This window comes from Mesorhizobium ciceri biovar biserrulae WSM1271 (assembly GCF_000185905.1).
GTDB lineage: Bacteria > Pseudomonadota > Alphaproteobacteria > Rhizobiales > Rhizobiaceae > Mesorhizobium > Mesorhizobium ciceri.
The window spans coordinates 1834562-1853530 of the sequence record NC_014923.1; the positions used below are offsets into that span (position 1 = coordinate 1834562).

Consider the following 18969-nt stretch of genomic DNA (forward strand, 5'->3'; position numbering starts at 1 on the left):
CCAAGCCGCGGTGCGTAGCGGATGCCGAGCGAACAGGGGCGCCGGCGGCGCCCCTGTTCAAACCTCAGTCGGCGTACTGGCCGGCGGCTTCGATGATCGGCTTCCAGCGCGCGATCTCACTTTCCAGCTTGGCCTTCAGTGCGGCGGGGGTCGCATCGGCCTCGGGCGATGGCTTGGTGCCGAGTTCGGCGAAGCGGGCCGCGACGTTCTGGTCCTTCAGCGCGACCTGAAGCGATTTCGACAGGCGTTCGGTGATCCCGGCCGGTGTGCCCTTGGGTGCATAGAGACCGTGCCAGATGCCGACCTGCACTTCGGGAAGGCCGCCTTCCACCGTCGTCGGGACGTCTTTCAGCACATCGAGGCGCTCCGGCGAGGTGACGGCATAGGCCTTGATGGTGCCGCCCTGGATCTGCTTGGTGGTGTTGGTCGTCTGGTCGCACATGATGTCGACCTGACCGCCGAGGAGATCGGTCATGGCCGGGCCGGTGCCCTTGTAGGGCACGGTGACCAGCGGCGTCTTGATGGCGCTCATGAACAGCATGCCGCACAGATGCGAGGCCGCACCGATGCCGGCATTGGCGACGGTTATGGAATCCTTGTTGGCCTTGGCGTACTCCACCAACCCCTTGAGATCGGCCGGCTCCAGGTCCTTGCGGCCGACGATGGTCATCGGCACCTCGGTGACGAGGCCGACATATTCGAAGGCGTTCAGCGTGTCGTAGGCGAGCTTTCTGTACAGCGTCGCACTTGTCGCCATGCCGATATGATGGAGCAGCAGCGTATAGCCGTCAGGCTCGGCGTTGGCGACGCGGCCGGCACCCAGCGTGCCGCCGGCGCCGCCGACATTCTCGACGATGACCTGCTGGCCGAGATCCTTCGACATCGCTTCGGCGACGAGGCGCGTGACCGTGTCGGTCGGACCGCCGGCCGCAAACGGCACCACAACGGTGATGGTTCGTTCAGGATAGGTCTGCGCGCTGGCCGCGAACCCATAAAGCGTGACGGCCGCGGCAGCAGCCAGAGTGGCGACAAATCTTCTCATCGTGATCTCCTCCCGGGATATGAATCTCCAACGCCGCGCGGAACTCCTCTCAACACCGGCTGCGCATGAAGCAACAACTAGGGCAAGCTAGCAAATAGCAACTGGGCGGCAAACTGCCGATATCCGCAAACATCCGCACTCGATGGGTGGATAATGTCGGAGGGTGATCGCCACCCTAGTAGCCGTAGCCGCGCGCCATCGCCGCGGCGAAGACCGGGATGAGCAGGAAGATGAAAGCTTCGGCGCGGATATAGGTCTTTCACGGACGCAAGTTCGGTCGCCGGCACCTGGAACGAGGCATTGCCGCTCGCCTGCCTGTTCCAGGATATGAAGCGGACGGCCGGGATGATCGACAGCAGGCCGACAGCGCCGAACGCCGCTATCTTGGCCCAGAACACCCAGTTGTAGACGTAGAATTCCCAGCCCTTGAGGCCATAGAAGACGCGGCCGATGCCGACGACGATGATCAGCGCGGCGATGACGCCGTAATGGCGGTCGATGCCGGCGAGCCTCTTGAGCGTCGCAGCACCCAGGTCGCCGCGGATCAGGACGAATTCGGCGCCGATGATCCCCGCCAGCGAAAACACCAGCAGATGATGGAAGATCGCAAGCACAAGATCGGTGGTATCCATGCTCTTTTCCCTGGGTTTGACGCCACCAATGCGCGCCTGAAAAAAGGTCGCGCTGGCGGGTGTTGAATCAGCCTGCGGTGAAAAATAACATCGTCGCGCAAAATTCCCATAGCGGCGCCTGGATGATGGGCCGTGTTGCCCTGGCCCCTTGCGCAGCACCGGCGATTTGCTAAGCGCTGGCGATCCGTGCGAGGCAGATCCCATGAACAATCCGCAAGCGACCAGTGCTCCTGTCATCGAAACGAAGCGAACCATCCTGCGGGCACACCGCCTGGATGATTTCGACACCTATGCCGCGATGTGGACCGATCCCGTCGTCACCCGCTTCATCGGCGGCAAGCCGCGCACGCGCGAAGAAAGCTGGATGCGCTTCCTGCGTCACGCCGGCCTGTGGTCGTTGCTTGGCTATGGCTTCTGGGCGATCGAGGAGAAGGCGACCGGGCGCTTCATCGGCGAGGCCGGGTTTCACGATCTGAAGCGCGACATGGAACCATCGATCGAAGGCATTCCCGAGGCCGGGTGGGCGCTGGTTCCGGCCGTGCACGGGGCGGGCTTCGCCACCGAGGTGGTTGGCCGCGTCCTGGCATGGGGCGAAGTGATTTTCGGGCGCGAGAAGACCGTCTGTATCATCGATCCGGAAAATGGCGCTTCGCTGAGGGTGGCTGCCAAGTGCGGTTATCGGGAAGTGGTAAAGACCACCTATCACGACGCTCCGACCATCCTGCTGGCGCGGTGACCTGAGCGGCGCGGCTGACCGCTGCGGGCGCCGGCATGATGGCACCTGTCGCCAGCAACGATGACGAAGCGGGCCGCGCCAAGAACCGCCGTGTGGTTCTGGTCAAGTTGAACTGGGCGAGCCTTCCAATCAGGCCGCATTCTACGGCAGGGCGTCCGCTGCCAGGCTTGCCTGCTCGAGCATTGAGGCGTCCTCGCCGAAGGCGCGGGTGGCGCGGGCCGCTGCCTCGAGCAGCGGACGCTTCATGCGCTGCAGAAAGGCCGCGTCGACGCGCGTGCTTGGTCCAGCCAGGGTCAAGGCGCCGAGCAGGACGCCCCCTGGCCCGAATACCGGCGCCGACACGCCCCCCGTCTCGGGGTCGCGGTCGCCGACGGCGAGACAGTTGCAGGTCTTGCGGATGGTCTCGTAGGGTTCGCCCTGCTGGCCCGAAAACGCTGCGAGCACGCGGCCGCCCGAGCCGAGCAGCAAAGGCAATACGTCGCCTTCGCGTATCGTGTAGCGGATCGGGTGCTTGGATTCGACGCGGTAAAGACAGGTGCGGACATCGCCCGAGCGAACGTAGAAGGCAACGCTTTCCCAGCTTCGCTCGGAAAGATCGCGCATGATCGGCAGCAGGATATCGACCGCCACGACCGAACGTTGGTAGAGCGCACCGAGCCGAAACGTCGCGGGTCCGACGCGGTAGCGCCCATTGTCGAGGCGCTCGAGCAATCGTCCGCGCAAAAGGGAATTCGCAAGCCGCAGGATGGTGCTCTTGTAGAGGCCGGTGCGCGCCGCGATTTCGGCCAGGCTGAGCGACCGGTCCTCCGTGCTGAAGGCATCGAGGATGGCAATCGCCCGATCGAGTGCTGCAACACCTTCGGCGCGGTCGATTTCCGCATCTGCCGATTTGCTTGGCGAGTCCATGGCGGTTCCAGTTTGAAGAAAGCCGAGCGACGCGACTGTGTCGCGCCGCCAAATCGTTCTGTCCAGCAGAATATCGTTTCCGTTGACAGAACTCCGTAACATCTGCTTGAAATCGATGACGGGTCTGGATGCAGGCGCGTTTTGGCGGGCACCGGAGGAGGTGTCGTGATTTGGAGGAATCCCATGCTGGACAGACGCAGATTTTTGATGAGCACCGCAGCCGTGGGTGCCGGGCTGATGACGTCGCATCTTTCTCCCGCTTTGGCCGAAGGCGCGCCCCAGATACAGCTCTTCGTGCCTGCCGCACCGGGTGGTGGCTGGGACCAGACGGCGCGCACGATCGACCAGGTGCTGCGCAGTGAAAAGCTCATCTCGGGTTCCCAGATCACCAATGTCGGCGGCGCCGGCGGGACTGTCGGGCTGCCGCAATTCATCAGCCAGTGGAACGGCAAAGGCAATTCCCTGATGGTTGCCGGCATGGTCATGGTTGGCGCCATCATTGCCAACAAGGCCGCCAACAATCTGACGCAGGTCACCCCGATCGCCCGCCTTACCGGCGAGTTCGAGGCCTTGGTCGTGCCGGCGGAGTCGCCGTTCAAGACGGCCGCTGATTTCGTCGCCGCGCTCAAGGCCGATCCGACAAAGGTTCCTGTCGCCGGCGGCTCCGCAGGCGGTTCCGATCACATCCTGTTCGGCCTGATTGCCAAGACTGTCGGCGTGCCGGCGACAAACCTGTCCTACGTGCCGTTCGCCGGCGGCGGTGAGGCGTTGTCGGCGCTGCTCGGCAACCAGGTCGCGGCCGGCATCTCCGGCTTTGGCGAGTTCTCCGAGCAGGTCAAGGCGGGCGCGCTGCGGCTGCTCGCCATCTCGGCAGACAAGCGCCAGGACGGCATCGATGCGCCGACGCTGAAGGAGGCCGGCATCGATGTCGAACTGTTCAACTGGCGCGGCGTCTTCGCACCGCCGGGCATTTCCGACGCCGACAAGGCAGCGATGATCACCCTGATCGAGACCATGGCCAAGAGCGACGCGTGGGCGACCGAATGCAAGAACCGCAACTGGACGCCGATCCTGCTCACCGGCGACGACTATGCGAAGTTCGTCACCGAGGATTCAGCCCGCATCGAGGCGATCCTGAAGGATCTCGGGCTCGCCTGATCCATCGTCATAGGGGCGGCGCAGGTCGCCCCTTCTCGCATGAAATGCAAGCCGGCATGACCCTGCGGTGGGGAGCAAGCATGCGGCGCCGGGCATTTCCGCCAACCATACTTGGCCAGCTCTCCTGGGGAGGACAATCATGAGCACCAGCGACCAGCAGGCGGCGCCGTCGCGGCTTGCCGTGCCGGAATTGTTGATAGGCATCGGGCTCCTGGCCTGCGCCGGCGCCGTCGCCTGGCAGACGCTGGCGATCCCGGTGTCGCCGCTCTACTCCAAGGTCGGCCCGACCGTCTTTCCCTACCTTACCATGGTTGGCCTGGTGGTACTTTCGCTGTTGCTCATCCTTGCCGCGCTTCGCGGCGGCTGGCAGCCGGAGGAGGAAAAGGAGACGCCGACCGACTGGAAGGCAATGGGCTTCGTCGTCATCGGCCTGATCGCCAATCTGCTGCTCATCCAACCGCTCGGCTTCACGGCGGCATCCGTCATCATGTTCGTGCTCGTCTGCTACGGCTTCGGCAGCAAGCGTACGCTGCGGGACGTCGTGCTCGGCCTTATCCTGGCGCTGGCCGCCTATTTCGGCTTCGCCAGGGCGCTCGGCGTCAACATCGGTGCCGGTTTCATCGAGAACCAGCTGAACGCGGTCATCGATGCGTTCATCACCATGTTGAGGGGCTGACGCCATGGAAACGCTCGGACATCTCGCACACGGCTTCTCGGTCGCCTTCACCCCGGTCAACCTTCTGTGGTGCCTGCTCGGCACCACGCTTGGCACCGCCATCGGTGTGCTGCCCGGTCTTGGGCCGGCGCTGACCATCGCGCTGCTTTTGCCGATCACCTATCAGGTGGCGCCGGAGGCATCCTTCATCCTGTTTGCCGGCATCTATTACGGCGCCATGTACGGCGGCTCGACGACGTCGATCCTGCTCAACACGCCCGGCGAAAGCGCCACCATCGTCACCGCGCTGGAAGGCAACAGGATGGCGCGTTCCGGCCGCGGCGGTGCAGCCCTCGCCACTTCGGCGATCGGCTCGTTCGTAGCCGGCACGATCGGCACGATGGGCGTCGCTTTCCTGGCGCCGGTGGTGGTCAAATTCGCGCTGGCCTTCGGTCCGGCCGAATATTTCTCGCTGATGGTGCTGGCCTTCATCACCGTCTCGGCGGTGCTCGGCTCGTCTTCCGTTCGCGGCCTGACCAGCCTGTTCGCAGGCTTCGTCATCGGCATGATCGGCGTCGACCTGCAGACCGGCCAGCCGCGCTTCACCTTCGGCATGACCGAACTGCTCGACGGCGTCGACGTCATCATCGCCGCCGTTGGCCTGTTTGCCGTCGGCGAGACGCTGTACATGGCCTCGCGCCGCTATGCCGGCAAGGACGAGATCGTGCCGCTGAAGGGCTCGCTCTACATGACGGCGGCCGAGTGGGGGCGTTCGTGGAAACCCTGGCTGCGCGGCGCCGCGATCGGCTTCCCGATCGGCGCCATGCCGGCCGGCGGCGCCGAAATCCCGACTTTCCTGTCCTATGCCATCGAAAAGAAGCTGTCGAAGCACAAGCAGGAGTTCGGCACGGTCGGCGCCATCGAAGGCGTTGCCGGCCCCGAGGCCGCCAACAATGCGTCCGCAGCCGGCGTACTGGTGCCGATGCTGACGCTTGGCCTGCCGACCTCGGCGACGGCGGCGATCATGCTGTCGGCGTTCCAGAGCTACGGCATCAATCCCGGACCACTGCTTTTGACGACCCAGGGCGACCTCGTCTGGGGGCTGATCGCCAGCCTGTTCATCGCCAACGTCATCCTGGTCATCCTCAACCTGCCGCTGATCGGGCTGTGGGTGCGGCTGCTGAAAATCCCGGCGCCGCAGCTCTATGCCGGCATCCTGGTGTTCGCCACGGTCGGCACCTATGGTATTTCGCAATCGCCCATCGACCTCGTCATCCTCTATCTGCTGGGGGCCGCCGGTTTCCTGATGCGGCGGTTCGATTTTCCGACCGCGCCTGTCATCATCGGCATGATCCTTGGGCCGCTCGCCGAAACCCAGTTCCGCCGGGCGATGACCATCTCGAATGGCGACTGGTCCGTGTTCTACACCCACAAACTGTCGCTGACACTGCTGACGCTCGCCTTCATCGGCCTCGCCGGCCCGCATATCTGGGCCTTCATCGAGCATCGTCGTCGGCGCGGACCGGAGCATGTGCCCGGCGATGCCTGATCGATCCATGATGCCATGACAGAACTGCTTTCCGGTATTCGCGTCCTCGACCTGACCAACGTCCTGGCCGGCCCCTATTGCGCCTACCAGCTGGCGCTGCTGGGCGCCGACGTGATCAAGGTCGAGGCGCCGCAAGGCGGCGACCTCGCCCGCCAGCTCGGCGGCTCGGCAAAGCTGAACAGCGCCGGCATGGGCGCCTCGTTCCTGGCTCAGAACGCCGGCAAACGGTCGGTTGTGCTCGACCTCAAGAAGCAAGCCGATCGCGAGCGCTTTTTCGATCTGGTGGCCAGCGCCGACGCACTGGTGGAGAATTTCCGCCCCGGCGTGATGGATCGGCTGGGGCTTGGCTACGAGGCACTGAAGACGGTTCGTCCGGGCCTCGTCTATTGCGCGATATCGGGTTTCGGCCAGACCGGGCCAATGCGCGATAATCCCGCCTATGACCAGATCATCCAGGGCCTGTCTGGGATCATGAGCATCACCGGCACACCGGAAGCGGCGCCGCTGCGGGTCGGCTATCCCGTCGCCGATACGCTTGGCGGACTGGTCGGCGCGTTCGCCATCGCCTCGGCGCTGGTGCGGCAGAAGACGAGCGGCGAGGGTGCCTTTCTCGACGTTTCGATGCTCGAATGCACACTTTCCGCACTTGGTTGGCCGGTTTCCAACTATCTGACCGCAGGTATCGACCCCATGCCGATGGGCAACGAGAACATGACGGCGGCACCCTCCGGTGCGTTTCGCACCGGCGACGGGCTCATCAACATCGCCGCCAACAAGCAGGAGCAGTTCGTGGCGCTGTGCCGGCTGATCGGCCGGCCGGAATTGGCTTCCGATGTCCGCTATGCAGAGCGCGAGACGCGCAAGCGCAACCGTGCGGCGCTTAAAGTCGAGATCGAGGACGCCCTGGCGGGCGCCTCGGCGGCGGCCTGGGAAGAGACGCTCAATCGCGCCGGCGTGCCTGCCGGCAGGGTGCTGACGATCCCGCAAGTGCTGGCCGAGCCCCAAGTCCTCGAGCGCCAGGTGACCGCGCATTTCGACGATGTGGCTGGCATGGACAAGCCGCTGACCGTTTTGCGCGGCGGCTTCATGGTCGATGGCGAGGCGCCCTTGCCGACAAAGCCGCCGCCGGCGCTCGGCGAACATATGAGCGAGGTGTTCGCCGACCTGCCGCCCCGCACCAGGACAAAGGCACGCGCATGAGCGGCACGGAGAAGAAGACGGGCCGTGAGCGCGGCGAGGAATGGTGGCAGACCGACATCATCGAGATGCGGCCAGGTGTCATCCGGCTGCGCGGCTACGAGATCCAGGATCTGATCGGCCGCGTCAGCTTTCCGGCTGTCATCTGGCTGATGCTGCGCGGCGAACTGCCCAGCGAGGACCAGGCAGAATTGCTCGGCATTGCCTTGGCTGCCGCCGTCGACCATGGACCGCAGGCGCCATCGATTGCCATCGCGCGCATGGCTGCAACCTGCGGCGTCGGTATCAACAGCGCCATGGCCTCGGCCATCAACGTTCTCGGCGACGTGCATGGAGGCGCCGGCGAGCAGGCGCTTTCCTTCTATGGTGACATTGCCGTGGCGATCGATGCCGGGATGACGCTGAATGAGGCGGTCTCGGCGCGGCTCGACCGGTTCTTCGCCGAGGAGAAGGGCTATGTGCCGGGGCTCGGACATCGCTTCCATCCCGTCGACCCGCGCGCGCCGCGCTTGCTGGAATTGACCCGCGAATTTGCCGCACGCGGTGCCGTCAATGGGCGTTTCGCCGATATCGCCGAAGCGGTCGAGGCGGACGTCGAACGCCGCAAGGGGAAAAAAATACCGCTTAACATCGATGGCGCCACCGCCGTCATCTATGGCGAACTCGGTTTTCCGCCGCCGCTGACGCGAGGGCTTTTCGTGCTGTCGCGCTCGGTCGGCATCCTGGCGCATGCCTGGGAGCAGTCGCAGCATGGCGAGCGAAACAAGGGGCCGCTGCCGCGCGAGTGGCTGTGGGCCTATACCGGCACGCCGGTGCGGCCGTTTCCCGAAAGCGATGACCCCGGCGAGTGAGGCTCTACGCCTGATCCACCTGCACGGGGATCTTCAGCGTCTTCACCAACGTTGAAAGATCCGGCTCGTCGATGAGCATGGCCGCATCGGCTGGCGCCAGCCAGGCCCGCTGGCGTCGTTTGGCTTCCTGCCAGTCGGCCAGTTCCTCGCTCACCTCGAGCAGGTAGACGATGACGTCGACGCGGACAAAGCGATTGGCCAGCCGCTTCCAGTAGGAATAGGTGCCCGCCGGCTGCTTCAGCGTCTTGCCGAGCACGCCGGCCTCCTCCTGCGCCTCGATGGTGGCCGCCTTGCGTCCGCTCTTGCCCTTCATCGGCCAGCCCTTGGGGACGATGAAGCGCCTGGTGGTACGCGACGTGACCAGCATCACCTCGATGTCGCCACGCGCGGTCAGCCGGAAGGGAATAGCCGCCACCTGGCGGATTCTCTCGCCCTTCTTTGCCTTGCGTACGGCCTTTTTCTTGGTGGCTGCCATTCGTCAATCCAGTCGATGCAATGCCGCATAGCGCGACAAGGCGTCGTTGCAAAACCAAAACTTTCGCATGTGCCAACGACACTCGAAATACATAAGTCGGCTAAATAAACGAAAAAGGCCTTGATGTCAGCGGCAATTGCTCACGGCGGTGGTGCCGATTATCTGTGTCTGGCAGCTTGGCTTGAGCTGCTGCACGACCGGTGGCGGTTGCTGAAAGATCTGGCGGTCCTGGGCGCGATTCTGCTGCTGTTGCTGTTGATATTGCTGCCGCTGTATCCTGTTTTGCAGGATTTGCAGGTCGTTCTGCCGGATCAGCGCATTGTTGCCGGTAGCGGGATTGAGCGCTTGCGCGGAAGCCGGCAGGCAAACGCCCGCCAGCACTGCCGTGGCCAGCATTGCCACTGTGAAGATCGTTGATGGCCGAAGTGCCGACATCCGTTCATTCCCGCGCAAAAACTCTGTCCTTTGATATAGGGCGTTTGCGCGTCGATGCCATGGCCAGCGGGTCGAGTATCACGAAATCGGGCGGTCCAATCGCTTTGTTCTGCGATTTCGGCCGCGAAACGGCAGATAGTCATCATATGATGACTATGAAACGTCGGTGGCTTTGGTCAGTGTTCCCCACGTAAATTTTTGGTTTCATCCGGCATAAGTTAATGTATTCTAATTGAGTCAGAGCTCCGCAAGTGGGAATACGGATGCCCTGTTTTAATGCATTGAACCTTATTGCACAGTGCCGGCATCCTTATTGCAATTGCATGAGCAGAGCATAGCGGTGGCGTCGGACTCAAGCAGGCATTGAGGCGCGCCCCCGTAAAACGGGGGGTAAGTGCATGGCTTTGTTCACAGAGCGCGTTGCCGTATTGTCGTGCGCATCGGCCGACGACGGTTCAGCCAGGGCATGTTCTGAGGAAGTTCTTCGTGATGCCGCGGCGACTCAGAAGGGTTTGCCCGGCCGGCCGAATCAATGTCTCGCCACTCTGCCCAAACGGATAGCTCGATTGCTTTGCGCTACGGCACTGGTGGGGCTGGTCTTTCCTTACGCTCAATCTCCGGTCCATGCGCAGCAATTGTCCATCAATACGGATGGTGCACCGGGCGACAATGGTGATGACGGAATCGGTACTGCTGACGCCGGAGATGGCCATTCGCCGGTGGCGCCGGCTACGGGAACGAATAGTGTCGGCCGCACGACCTCCGGGGAGGCCGCTTTCGTTGGCAGCGCCCGGGGTGGGCGCGGCGGCGATGGCGGCTCGGCTGTCCATGCAACAGCCGTCCCGCCTTTTGTGGAGATCAAGGGTGGTAAAGGCGGCGATGGCGCCAAGGGCGGAACCGTCGATATAACAAACAACGCATCTGGCGCCCTCGAAACATCGGGGGACAATGCTCCCGGCATATTGGGCGACGCCAGCGGTGGGGATGGTGGTAACGGCGCATGGGCATTCGCCATCGCGGTAGGCGGTAAGGGCGGCGTCGGCGGGCGGGGTGGCGATGGCGGCACGGCGACCGTGACCACTACGATCGAAAGCAATATCATCACGCACGGGGTCAATTCGAACGGCATCACCGTCAATTCCAGCGGAGGGCGCGGCGGCAATGGCGGCTTGGGCGCTGCGATCGGTGCCGGCAAGGGTGGCAATGGCGGCAATGGCGGTTTCGGCGGTGACGCGAAAGGCGATAATGCCGGCTCCATTTCCACGGACGGGGCTTTCTCGAAGGGTATGCTTGTGCGGTCGGCGGGCGGCGTTGCCGGTGATGGTGCAAGTGGTTTCGGTATCGTGGGTAACGGCGGCAATGGGGGCGTGCCGACAATCGGCGGCAATGCCGAGGGGATAAATTCCGGGACCATCACAACTCGGGGAGATTTTGCCAGCGGCATGGTCGTGCAGTCGGTGGGCGGCGGCGGCGGCGACGGCGGTGGCGGTCTAGGTCTGTTCGGCGGTGGCGGCGCGGGTACGGATGGCAATGACGGCCGGGCAGCCACGGGGACCAACACCGGCAACATCACCACCAGTGGCCTGGGCGCCATCGGCATGCTGGTCGAGTCGGTGGGCGGCGGCGGCGGCGATGGCGGCGGCGCTATAGGTCTCGTGTCGATCGGTGGCAAGGCAAGCGGTGGCGGCCAGGGCGATACGGCGACCGGCAATATTGGCGGCGTGATCAAGACCGGCGTCGATGGAAACGGCGGCGACGGCGCGCATGGCATTCTGATCCAGTCGGTCGGCGGTGGCGGCGGCAATGGCGGCTACGCCATCGGCGTAGCGCCTGCAATTTCGGTCGCCATCGGCGGTGGCGGCGGCACTGGCGGCAAGGGTGGCGTGGTCAACGTCAATCAGGCCGGCAACGGTGTGACCGTCGAGACGAACGGCCGTTCCGCTAGCGGCATCATCGCACAGTCGGTCGGCGGCGGCGGCGGCAATGGCGGCGGCGCCATTGCCATTGGCGGCCTGGTGGGTGTGTCGGTAGGCGGATCAGGCGATGCGGCGGGTGACGGCGACAAGGTGAATTACAACGTTGCGAACGCCAAGGTCACCACGCTCGGGGACGATTCCATCGGCGTGCTTATGCAGTCGGTGGGCGGCGGCGGCGGCAACGGCGGGTTTGCACTTTCCGGCTCGACCGTCGCAGCAGTGGGCGTCGGCGGCAGTGGCGGCAAGGCGGGTAAAGGCGGCGTGGTCGACGCGACCGTCGGCGGCACCGTCAACACCTCCGGGGATCGGTCGACCGGCATCGTTGCCCAATCGATCGGCGGCGGCGGCGGCAATGGCGGCTTTTCCGGCGCTGCCAGCTTCGGCGCCAGTGTGGGTGTCGGCGGCAGTGGCGCAGGCGGCGGCGATGCCGATGCCGTCACGCTGCGCACGGCTGATGGCGCGATGCAATCGATCACCACGGACGGCGCGGATTCGGCCGGCCTGATCGTGCAGTCGGTCGGCGGCGGCGGCGGCAATGGCGGCTTTTCCGGTACACTGTCGGCGATTGCCGGCTTCGGCATGGGGGGAAGAGGCGGCGCGGCCGGCAAGGGCGTGGCGACGGAAGCCACCTATAATGGTTCGGTCGAGACTTTCCGCGAAAGGTCGGCCGGTATCATCGTGCAATCAATCGGTGGCGGTGGCGGAAATGGCGGCGGCCAGTTCGGCCTGAGCGTCAACGCAAGCGTGGGCATCGGTGGTTCGGGCGCGGGGGGCGGCGAAGCCGGGACGGCAAAGTTCTTCTCGACGACAACACTTGACGTCACGACCCATCAGTCGGACTCGGCCGGCGTCATCGTGCAGTCGGTCGGCGGCGGCGGTGGCAATGGCGGCTTCTCGTTGAACGGCGCGGGTCTTGTGGCTGCTGTCAGCATCGGCGGCAAGGCCGGCACTGCCAGCGACGCCAAGGCAGTGACGGTCGGCATCAATTCAGGGCTGATTCACACGCTTGGTGACCGCTCCACGGGTATCATCGCCCAGTCGATCGGCGGCGGCGGCGGCAATGGCGGCGGCACGGCTTCCGCCGGCCTCGGCGCCAACGTCACAATCGGTGGCAAGGGAGGTGGCGGCGGCACGGGCTGGACCGTCGATGTCACCAATGGCGCGGCGGTACACACCGAAGGTGTCCAGTCTCATGGCATCCTGGCGCAGTCGATCGGCGGCGGTGGCGGCTCAGGCGGATTTGCCGTCTCGGTTGGCGGGCCGTCCTTCTCGCTTGGCGGCGATGGCGCGTCGGGCGGCGGGAGCAAGAAGGTCTATGTCGAAAACACAGGCCTGATCAGCACGGACAAGGATATGTCGATCGGCATCTTCGCGCAGTCGGTCGGCGGCTCGGGCGGCGACGGCGGGTTTGCGATGGCGGCCGGCGCCTTTGCCGCGGTCGGCATCGGTGGCAAAGGCGGGGCCGGCGGCGCGGCCGGCGAGGTAGAGGTCAAGAACACCACCAACATCACGACGGTGGGCTCCCTCTCACACGGCATTCTCGCCCAGTCGGTCGGCGGCGGTGGCGGCAATGGCGGATCTGTCGGAACGTTTGCCGTCGGTCTGTTCGGCGCCGCTTCCGTGGCGATCGGCGGCGGTGGCGGCGATGGCAATCTCAGCAACCAGGTCACGGTCACCCACAAAGGTGACATTCATGTCGGCGGCATGGGCTCGAAGGCCATTCTTGCGCAATCGGTCGGTGGCAGTGGCGGCAACGGCGGTTCGGCTTATTCAGGCGCGGTCAGCGCTGGTCTCTACGTGTCCGCTTCGGTCGGGGTTGCCGTGGGTGGCGAGGGCGGCAACGGAGGCAATGGTGGAAAGGTAACGGTTCGGGCTGATGGCAACCTGATTGCCGACACCGACGCAGCCGGTTCCGGCGGCATCGTTGCCCAGTCCATCGGCGGCGGCGGCGGCAATGGCGGCCGCGCTGCCACGATTTCGGGTGCAGCCAGCACGGGGGTCAGCGTTTCACTCGGTGTCACTGTTGGCGGCTGGGGTGGCGACGGTGGCAAGAGCGACCTCGTCATCGTCGACAGCGGCATGAATGGCGGCGGCAGCATCGTTACCAAAGGCGCCAACGCGATCGGCATCCTCGCGCAATCGGTGGCCGGCAGCGGCGGCAATGGCGGCGATTCCTGGGGAGCTGCAGGCGGCTTCGGGGTCAACGCCAGCATCAATGCGACGGTCACCATCGGTGGCGGCGGCGGCAAGGGCAACATCAGCGGCGATGTCGCCGTTCACAACGCCATGACGATCAAGACGGGTGGGGACATGAGCGCCGCGATCGTTGCCCAGTCGATCGGCGGCGGCGGCGGCAATGGCGGAGCGACCAATGGCGCGACGGCCGATCTCGGTACAGAAAACGGCGTCAACGTCGCCGTCAACGTTGGTGTCGGCGGGGCGGGTGGCACAGGCAACAAGTCCGGTGCCGTGGATGTTACGAATTCCGCCAATTTGACCACCGACGGCGACTATTCGTCCGGCATTGTTGCCCAATCGATCGGCGGCGGTGGCGGCATGGGCGGTGCGACAAACACGCAGGCCTTCCACGTCGGCGGCACCGCCGGCACGAGCGTTACCGCAAATGTCAGCATCGGCGGCAATGGCGGCGAAGGCAACGATGCCGCCTGTGCCGCGGACGCAGGTGGCAATGCCACTTGTTTCGATGGCAAGGTCGGTGTCGCAGTCGATAATTTGGGCGAGATCCGCACAAGCGGGTTCAACTCGGTCGGCATCCTCGCCATGTCCATCGGCGGCGGTGGCGGCGGCGGCGGCTCGGCTTCGACCAAAGAGGATATCGTCGGCCCAGGCGATGCTGGCGAGACTTCGGTCGGTATCGGCGCGGCGATCGCGCTCGGTGCCGGCGGCGCCGGCAATGGCGGCACGGTTTCGGTGACCAACCGCAATCTGATCGTCACGGACGGCGCCGATTCCTATGGCATCAGCGCCAATTCGATCGGTGGCGGCGGCGGTGTCGGCGGCTCGTCCAGCTCTGGCGTGCTTGGCACTTACGCAATCGGCGGCTCGCTTGGCGGTGCGGGTGGCAAGGGCGGCAATGGCAACCAGGTCGATGTCGTCAATATGGCCGGCGCAACGATATGGACCAAGCAGGAGCGCTCGATAGGCATCTTCGCGCAGTCGGTCGGTGGCGGCGGCGGCGCAGGTGGTGCCGGCGAAAGCAAGGGCAAGAGCGATGGCGGTGAGGTCGCGGTAAACCTGTCGCTTGGCGGCTCGGGTGAGGTCGGCGGCAACGGCGGCAAGGTCAATGTCGAAAACAGCGGCATAATCCAGACCGACAAGGCCAATTCCCACGGCATCCTGGCGCAGTCGATCGGCGGCTCCGGTGGCGTCGGCGGGGCGTCCGGCACGTCATCCACCGACTCGAAGATCGCCATCACGCTGAGCCTCGGCGGCGCTGGCGGCGCTGGCGGTACCAGCGACAAGGTTCACGTCCAGAACTTCCAGAGCGGTTCGATCCTGACGCAGGACGACAACTCGCACGGCATCTTCGCACAGTCGGTGGGCGGCGGCGGTGGTGCGGGTGGCGCTGGCTCGACGGAGACCGGTAAGGCCGAGACGGCGGTTACCATGTATATCGGCGGCCAAGGCGGCAGTGGCAGCATCGGCGGTGAGGTCGAGGTCAACAACTTCGGCAAGATTGAAACACTGGGCTATATCTCGCACGGCATTTTTGCGCAGTCGATCGGCGGTGGCGGTGGTGCCTCGGGTGCCGCGACCGGCGCATCGGAAGCAGACATGACAATCGGTGGCGGTGCCAGCATACCCAACGGGATTCCGATCCCGGTGGTCGGCGACCCCAACGACCCCGACAACGAGGCCGATGGTGGCAAGGTCACCGTCACCAACGATGGCGAGATCATCACACACAAGGATGGGTCATACGGCATCTTCGCCCAGTCCATCGGCGGCGGTGGAGGATATGGCGGCACGGTTTCGTCCGACTTCGCCGGGTCCGATTCCTTTGCTCTCAGCCTGGGCGGCAAGGGCGGCAACGGCGGCGATGGCGGAGATGTGAGGGTTGAGGTTTCCGGATCGATCGAAACCTTCGGCGCCCGCGCGCATGGCGTCGTGGCGCAGTCGGTGGGCGGCGGCGGCGGTGTCGGCGGCGACGCAAAAGGTAAAACCTCGAACGCGCTCGGCATCGGCGGCCTTGGCGGCAATGGCGGCGATGGCGGCGACGTGACCGTGATCCGCACCGGCACCATCACCACGCATGGTGTCGATGCGGTCGCCATCATCGCGCAGTCGGTCGGCGGCGGCGGCGGCATCGGCGGCGCCGGCTTCGGGCGCTTCGGCGCCACGGCGGATGGCGGCAGCGGCATCGACAACAACACCATCGGCTTCAACACATTTGCGGGCGCCAAGGGCAATGGCGGCACGGTGACCATCCAGCAGGACGGCGAGATCGTCACCGATGGCGAGCGGGCGCACGGCATCGTGGCCCAGGCGGTGGGCGGCGGCGGCGGCCTGGCCGGCACGCTCTCCACCGGCGCTGCCGGTTCCGGCGGTGGCATCGGCGATGCCGCGGCGGCGACGGCGACGGCCATGAGCCAGGTCTGGGTCAAGGGTGCGAGCTCGTATGCCATGTTCGGACAGAGCGCGACCGGCATCGGCGACGCGCACGCGGTTACGCTGACCGCGGGCGACAGCCTGTTCGCGCAGGGTGCTGGTTCCGTGGCCGCCTACGGCGAAAGCACAGCCAACGGCGCGAAAGGCAACATCACCATCAATCTCAACGGTCATTACACGATTGGCGGTGCCGGAACCGGCGTTGCCGCCATGCTCGTCGGCGGCGCCAACAACGCGCTGACCAACCACAGCCTGCTCTACGCAATGGGAGCGACGCCGACATTCGAGATCCAGGCAGCGGATATCCAGGCATTCCAGACCTTCCTGTTGGCGCCCGGTCCCGTCGTGCCGACCAATGCGATCCTGGAATCGCTGCTCGACGATTTCAGTCCGCTGGCCATTACCGGCACGTCGGGTGATGACCATGTCGACAATTCGCGGCTGGGCGACACGCTGGGACGCGTCATCGGCAACATCGATCTCGGCGGCGGCAACAACAGCTTCCACAATTTTGCCGATGCCTCGATGGTCGGACTGAAAGCCATCGATCTCGGCGGCGGGCTGTTCACCAATGACGGGCTCTATACCAACCAGGGCATCGGCGTGGTGGCGAAGGTGGATGTCGGCGGCGGCTTCAAACAAAACCTCTCCGGCGATTTCGTCACCGATGTGGATCTCAACAACCAGATCACGGATGCCCTGGCACTAACGGCGGCCGGTGACTTCAACGGCGAAGCGCCGCTGAATTTCCTGTCGATCGATAAGCTGTTCACGGAATATGTGGTCGCCAATGGCTCGGGGATGACCGACTCCGGCATAGCAGCGAAGACCTTGCATCCGGCAGTGGGCTTCAACTTCCAGTTCCGGGTGGATGGCGGCACCGATCTCGTTCTTTACGCCGACAACCCGACATTCCTGGAACTGGCGCAGGATCCGGGGTCCGGCACCACCGATCCAGGCGTGTTCCAGATGGCGCAGTACCTTGACGATGTCGAGGCAGCATCGACCCCGGACAACCCGATGGCCAGGCTGATCAACATGCTGCGCTTCCTGCCCAATGAAGAGGAACTGGGTGCAGCATTGACCCGGCTCACACCGCATTATGCCGTGCATACGTTCGACATGATCAACCGCGAAGCCGACATGATGCTGGAAGCGGCGCGTGAGTGTACTGGTGTGCCTGCCTACAAGAATCCCGACGGCCGCTGCGTCTGGGCAACGATCAGCCCGCAGGCCGAGTACGGCCGCGACGCGGGTGCTGGCACTACAAGCCGCGACGACGTCCTGAAGACGATGTCGCTTGGCGGCATTGGCGAGATCGGCCAGAACTGGTCGCTTGGCGCCACGATCGGCCGCACAGAGTTCGATTCCAAGATCGGCTTCAATGGCGACCTGCTGTCGGAGACCACCGGTGAGGCCTGGCAGGCCTATGCGCTGGCCAAATATACCAACAAGAATTACTTCGTGGACTTTGCACTCGGTGGCGGCACGGGCTCGTTCAAGGGCGAACGCGACACCCATATCGACCCGGCATTCTACATTCCGGGCGAAACGTTGGCGGGTGATTATCTCGACGAGGTAATGCTGCCTGGCATCGGCAGCAGCGTCACCTACACACAGAAGACCGCGATGTTCGGCGGCTCGGCGCGGTTGGGTTTCACCCGGGAGATGGGCGCCTTCTATCTGCAGCCGACAGTGCAGTTCGACGCGCGCTGGCTGCGTGTCTCAGGCACGGAGGAGGGTTCGGTCGCCGCCTTCAACTTCGATGGCTCGGCCAACACCTACTATTCTGCAACCCCTGCAATCGAGATCGGCACCGACATCGCGCTCAGCGACATTGCCAGCCTTCGCGTCTACGGCAAGGCCGGGGCGGAGTTTTCCAACAAGGAGTGGGAAATCGAAGGTCGCTTCGCGGCGGCGGAGAATCTGCCTGGCAACCCCGCATTGCACTTGACGGAGGCCGTCGATTCGCCGCTCTATCGGGTCGGCGCCGGCCTTGAACTGAATGGCGTCAATGGCGTCGGCATGTCCGTCAGATATAATGGCGCCTTCGGCGAAACGGTTAAACAGAACGCGATCAGCGCGTCTCTCAAGGTTAGCTTCTAGCTGGCCCGAGGCGGAGCCGGGCGGGAGGGATCTTGATGAGGAAGTTCGCGTATTTCGTGGCGATGCTGGGTGTTGCCTGCACCGTCGGTGTGCCGGCCGTGGCGGCGCAAACCAAGAGCGACAAGGCGGTCGCGGCACCGGCTGCCGCCGATGCGCCGCAGTTGCCCGGTGGCGCGTCGGCACTGTCCGAAACCCACGGCGACTGGACGGTCAATTGCCAGATATCAGGCGCGACCAAAACCTGCAGCCTGTCGCATCAGCAATTCAACAAGCAAAACAATCAGCGCCTGCTGGCGATCGAGCTGTCGAGCAAGACCGGCGAGGATGCCACGGGAACGCTTGCGCTGCCGTTCGGGCTGGCGCTGGCCAAGGGGGTGAGCCTGACCATCGACGATCAGAAGCTGGACGGCAGCCTGGCGTTCAACACCTGCCAGGTCGTCGGCTGTCTGGTGCCGGTGATGTTCGATGCGACTGTCACGCCGCTGCTGAAATCAGGCACCACGCTGAAGATCGACGCTTTCGCGGCAGACACCGGACAAGCGGTGAGCTTTTCCATTCCGCTCAACGGCTTCGCCGGCGCACTTGCCCGAACCGCGGAGCTTTTGACCAATTGATGTGAGCC

Annotated in this window: 12 protein-coding genes and 1 pseudogene; 8 read left to right on the top strand and 5 right to left on the bottom strand. The window is 64.6% G+C overall.

The genetic code is table 11. The features are described from left to right. Window positions 1-64: 64 nt before the first annotated feature. Window positions 65-1042: a tripartite tricarboxylate transporter substrate-binding protein gene (locus MESCI_RS08855; protein ID WP_013529607.1), complete on the bottom strand. Its 978-nt coding sequence runs from the start codon at window positions 1040-1042 to the stop codon at window positions 65-67. Window positions 1043-1217: 175 nt separating this feature from the next. Next, a pseudogene (locus tag MESCI_RS08860) lies at window positions 1218-1674 on the bottom strand (DUF2214 family protein). 202 nt (window positions 1675-1876) lie between these two features. Between MESCI_RS08860 and MESCI_RS08865 the strand changes: the two are divergent. Continuing rightward, window positions 1877-2410, top strand: coding sequence for a GNAT family N-acetyltransferase (locus tag MESCI_RS08865; protein WP_013529609.1), 534 nt, complete (start codon window positions 1877-1879; stop codon window positions 2408-2410). Between the two features lie 141 nt (window positions 2411-2551). Here the strand turns inward: MESCI_RS08865 and MESCI_RS08875 are convergent, their stop codons facing one another. Further along, window positions 2552-3316, bottom strand: coding sequence for an IclR family transcriptional regulator (locus MESCI_RS08875; protein ID WP_013529610.1), 765 nt, complete (start codon window positions 3314-3316; stop codon window positions 2552-2554). A gap of 183 nt (window positions 3317-3499) precedes the next feature. Between MESCI_RS08875 and MESCI_RS08880 the strand changes: the two genes are divergently transcribed. The 5 genes from MESCI_RS08880 to MESCI_RS08900 all read left to right on the top strand — a co-directional run bounded on the left by MESCI_RS08880 (window position 3500) and on the right by MESCI_RS08900 (window position 8726). Further along, the gene (locus MESCI_RS08880; protein WP_013529611.1) at window positions 3500-4474 is read left to right on the top strand and encodes a Bug family tripartite tricarboxylate transporter substrate binding protein; all 975 of its coding nucleotides are present in this window, start codon (window positions 3500-3502) and stop codon (window positions 4472-4474) included. Window positions 4475-4613: 139 nt separating this feature from the next. Beyond that, the gene (locus tag MESCI_RS08885) at window positions 4614-5150 is read left to right on the top strand and encodes a tripartite tricarboxylate transporter TctB family protein (RefSeq protein WP_013529612.1); all 537 of its coding nucleotides are present in this window, start codon (window positions 4614-4616) and stop codon (window positions 5148-5150) included. 4 nt (window positions 5151-5154) lie between these two features. Further along, window positions 5155-6678, top strand: a complete 1524-nt coding sequence (locus MESCI_RS08890; RefSeq protein ID WP_013529613.1) for a tripartite tricarboxylate transporter permease — start codon at window positions 5155-5157, stop codon at window positions 6676-6678. A gap of 15 nt (window positions 6679-6693) precedes the next feature. Next, on the top strand, window positions 6694-7878 hold the full coding sequence (locus MESCI_RS08895) for a CaiB/BaiF CoA transferase family protein (RefSeq protein WP_013529614.1): 1185 nt from the start codon (window positions 6694-6696) through the stop codon (window positions 7876-7878). Further along, complete coding sequence (locus MESCI_RS08900) at window positions 7875-8726, top strand: citryl-CoA lyase (RefSeq protein WP_013529615.1); 852 nt, start codon at window positions 7875-7877, stop codon at window positions 8724-8726. The genes MESCI_RS08895 and MESCI_RS08900 overlap by 4 nt, the downstream gene beginning before the upstream one ends. Window positions 8727-8730: 4 nt before the next feature. Here the strand turns inward: MESCI_RS08900 and MESCI_RS08905 are convergent, their stop codons facing one another. Continuing rightward, window positions 8731-9201, bottom strand: a complete 471-nt coding sequence (locus tag MESCI_RS08905; protein ID WP_013529616.1) for an NUDIX hydrolase — start codon at window positions 9199-9201, stop codon at window positions 8731-8733. 126 nt (window positions 9202-9327) lie between these two features. Further along, a complete protein-coding gene (locus MESCI_RS08910; RefSeq protein WP_013529617.1) occupies window positions 9328-9636 on the bottom strand; it encodes a hypothetical protein in 309 nt (102 codons plus the stop codon). 635 nt (window positions 9637-10271) lie between these two features. On the opposite strand from MESCI_RS08910, the gene MESCI_RS33045 reads away from it, so the two are divergent. After that, window positions 10272-18347 (top strand): autotransporter outer membrane beta-barrel domain-containing protein, encoded by an 8076-nt coding sequence (locus MESCI_RS33045; protein ID WP_210161357.1) that lies wholly within the window; start codon window positions 10272-10274, stop codon window positions 18345-18347. A gap of 35 nt (window positions 18348-18382) precedes the next feature. Beyond that, window positions 18383-18961, top strand: coding sequence for an invasion associated locus B family protein (locus MESCI_RS08920; protein WP_013529619.1), 579 nt, complete (start codon window positions 18383-18385; stop codon window positions 18959-18961). The last annotated feature ends 8 nt before the right edge of the window (window positions 18962-18969 follow it).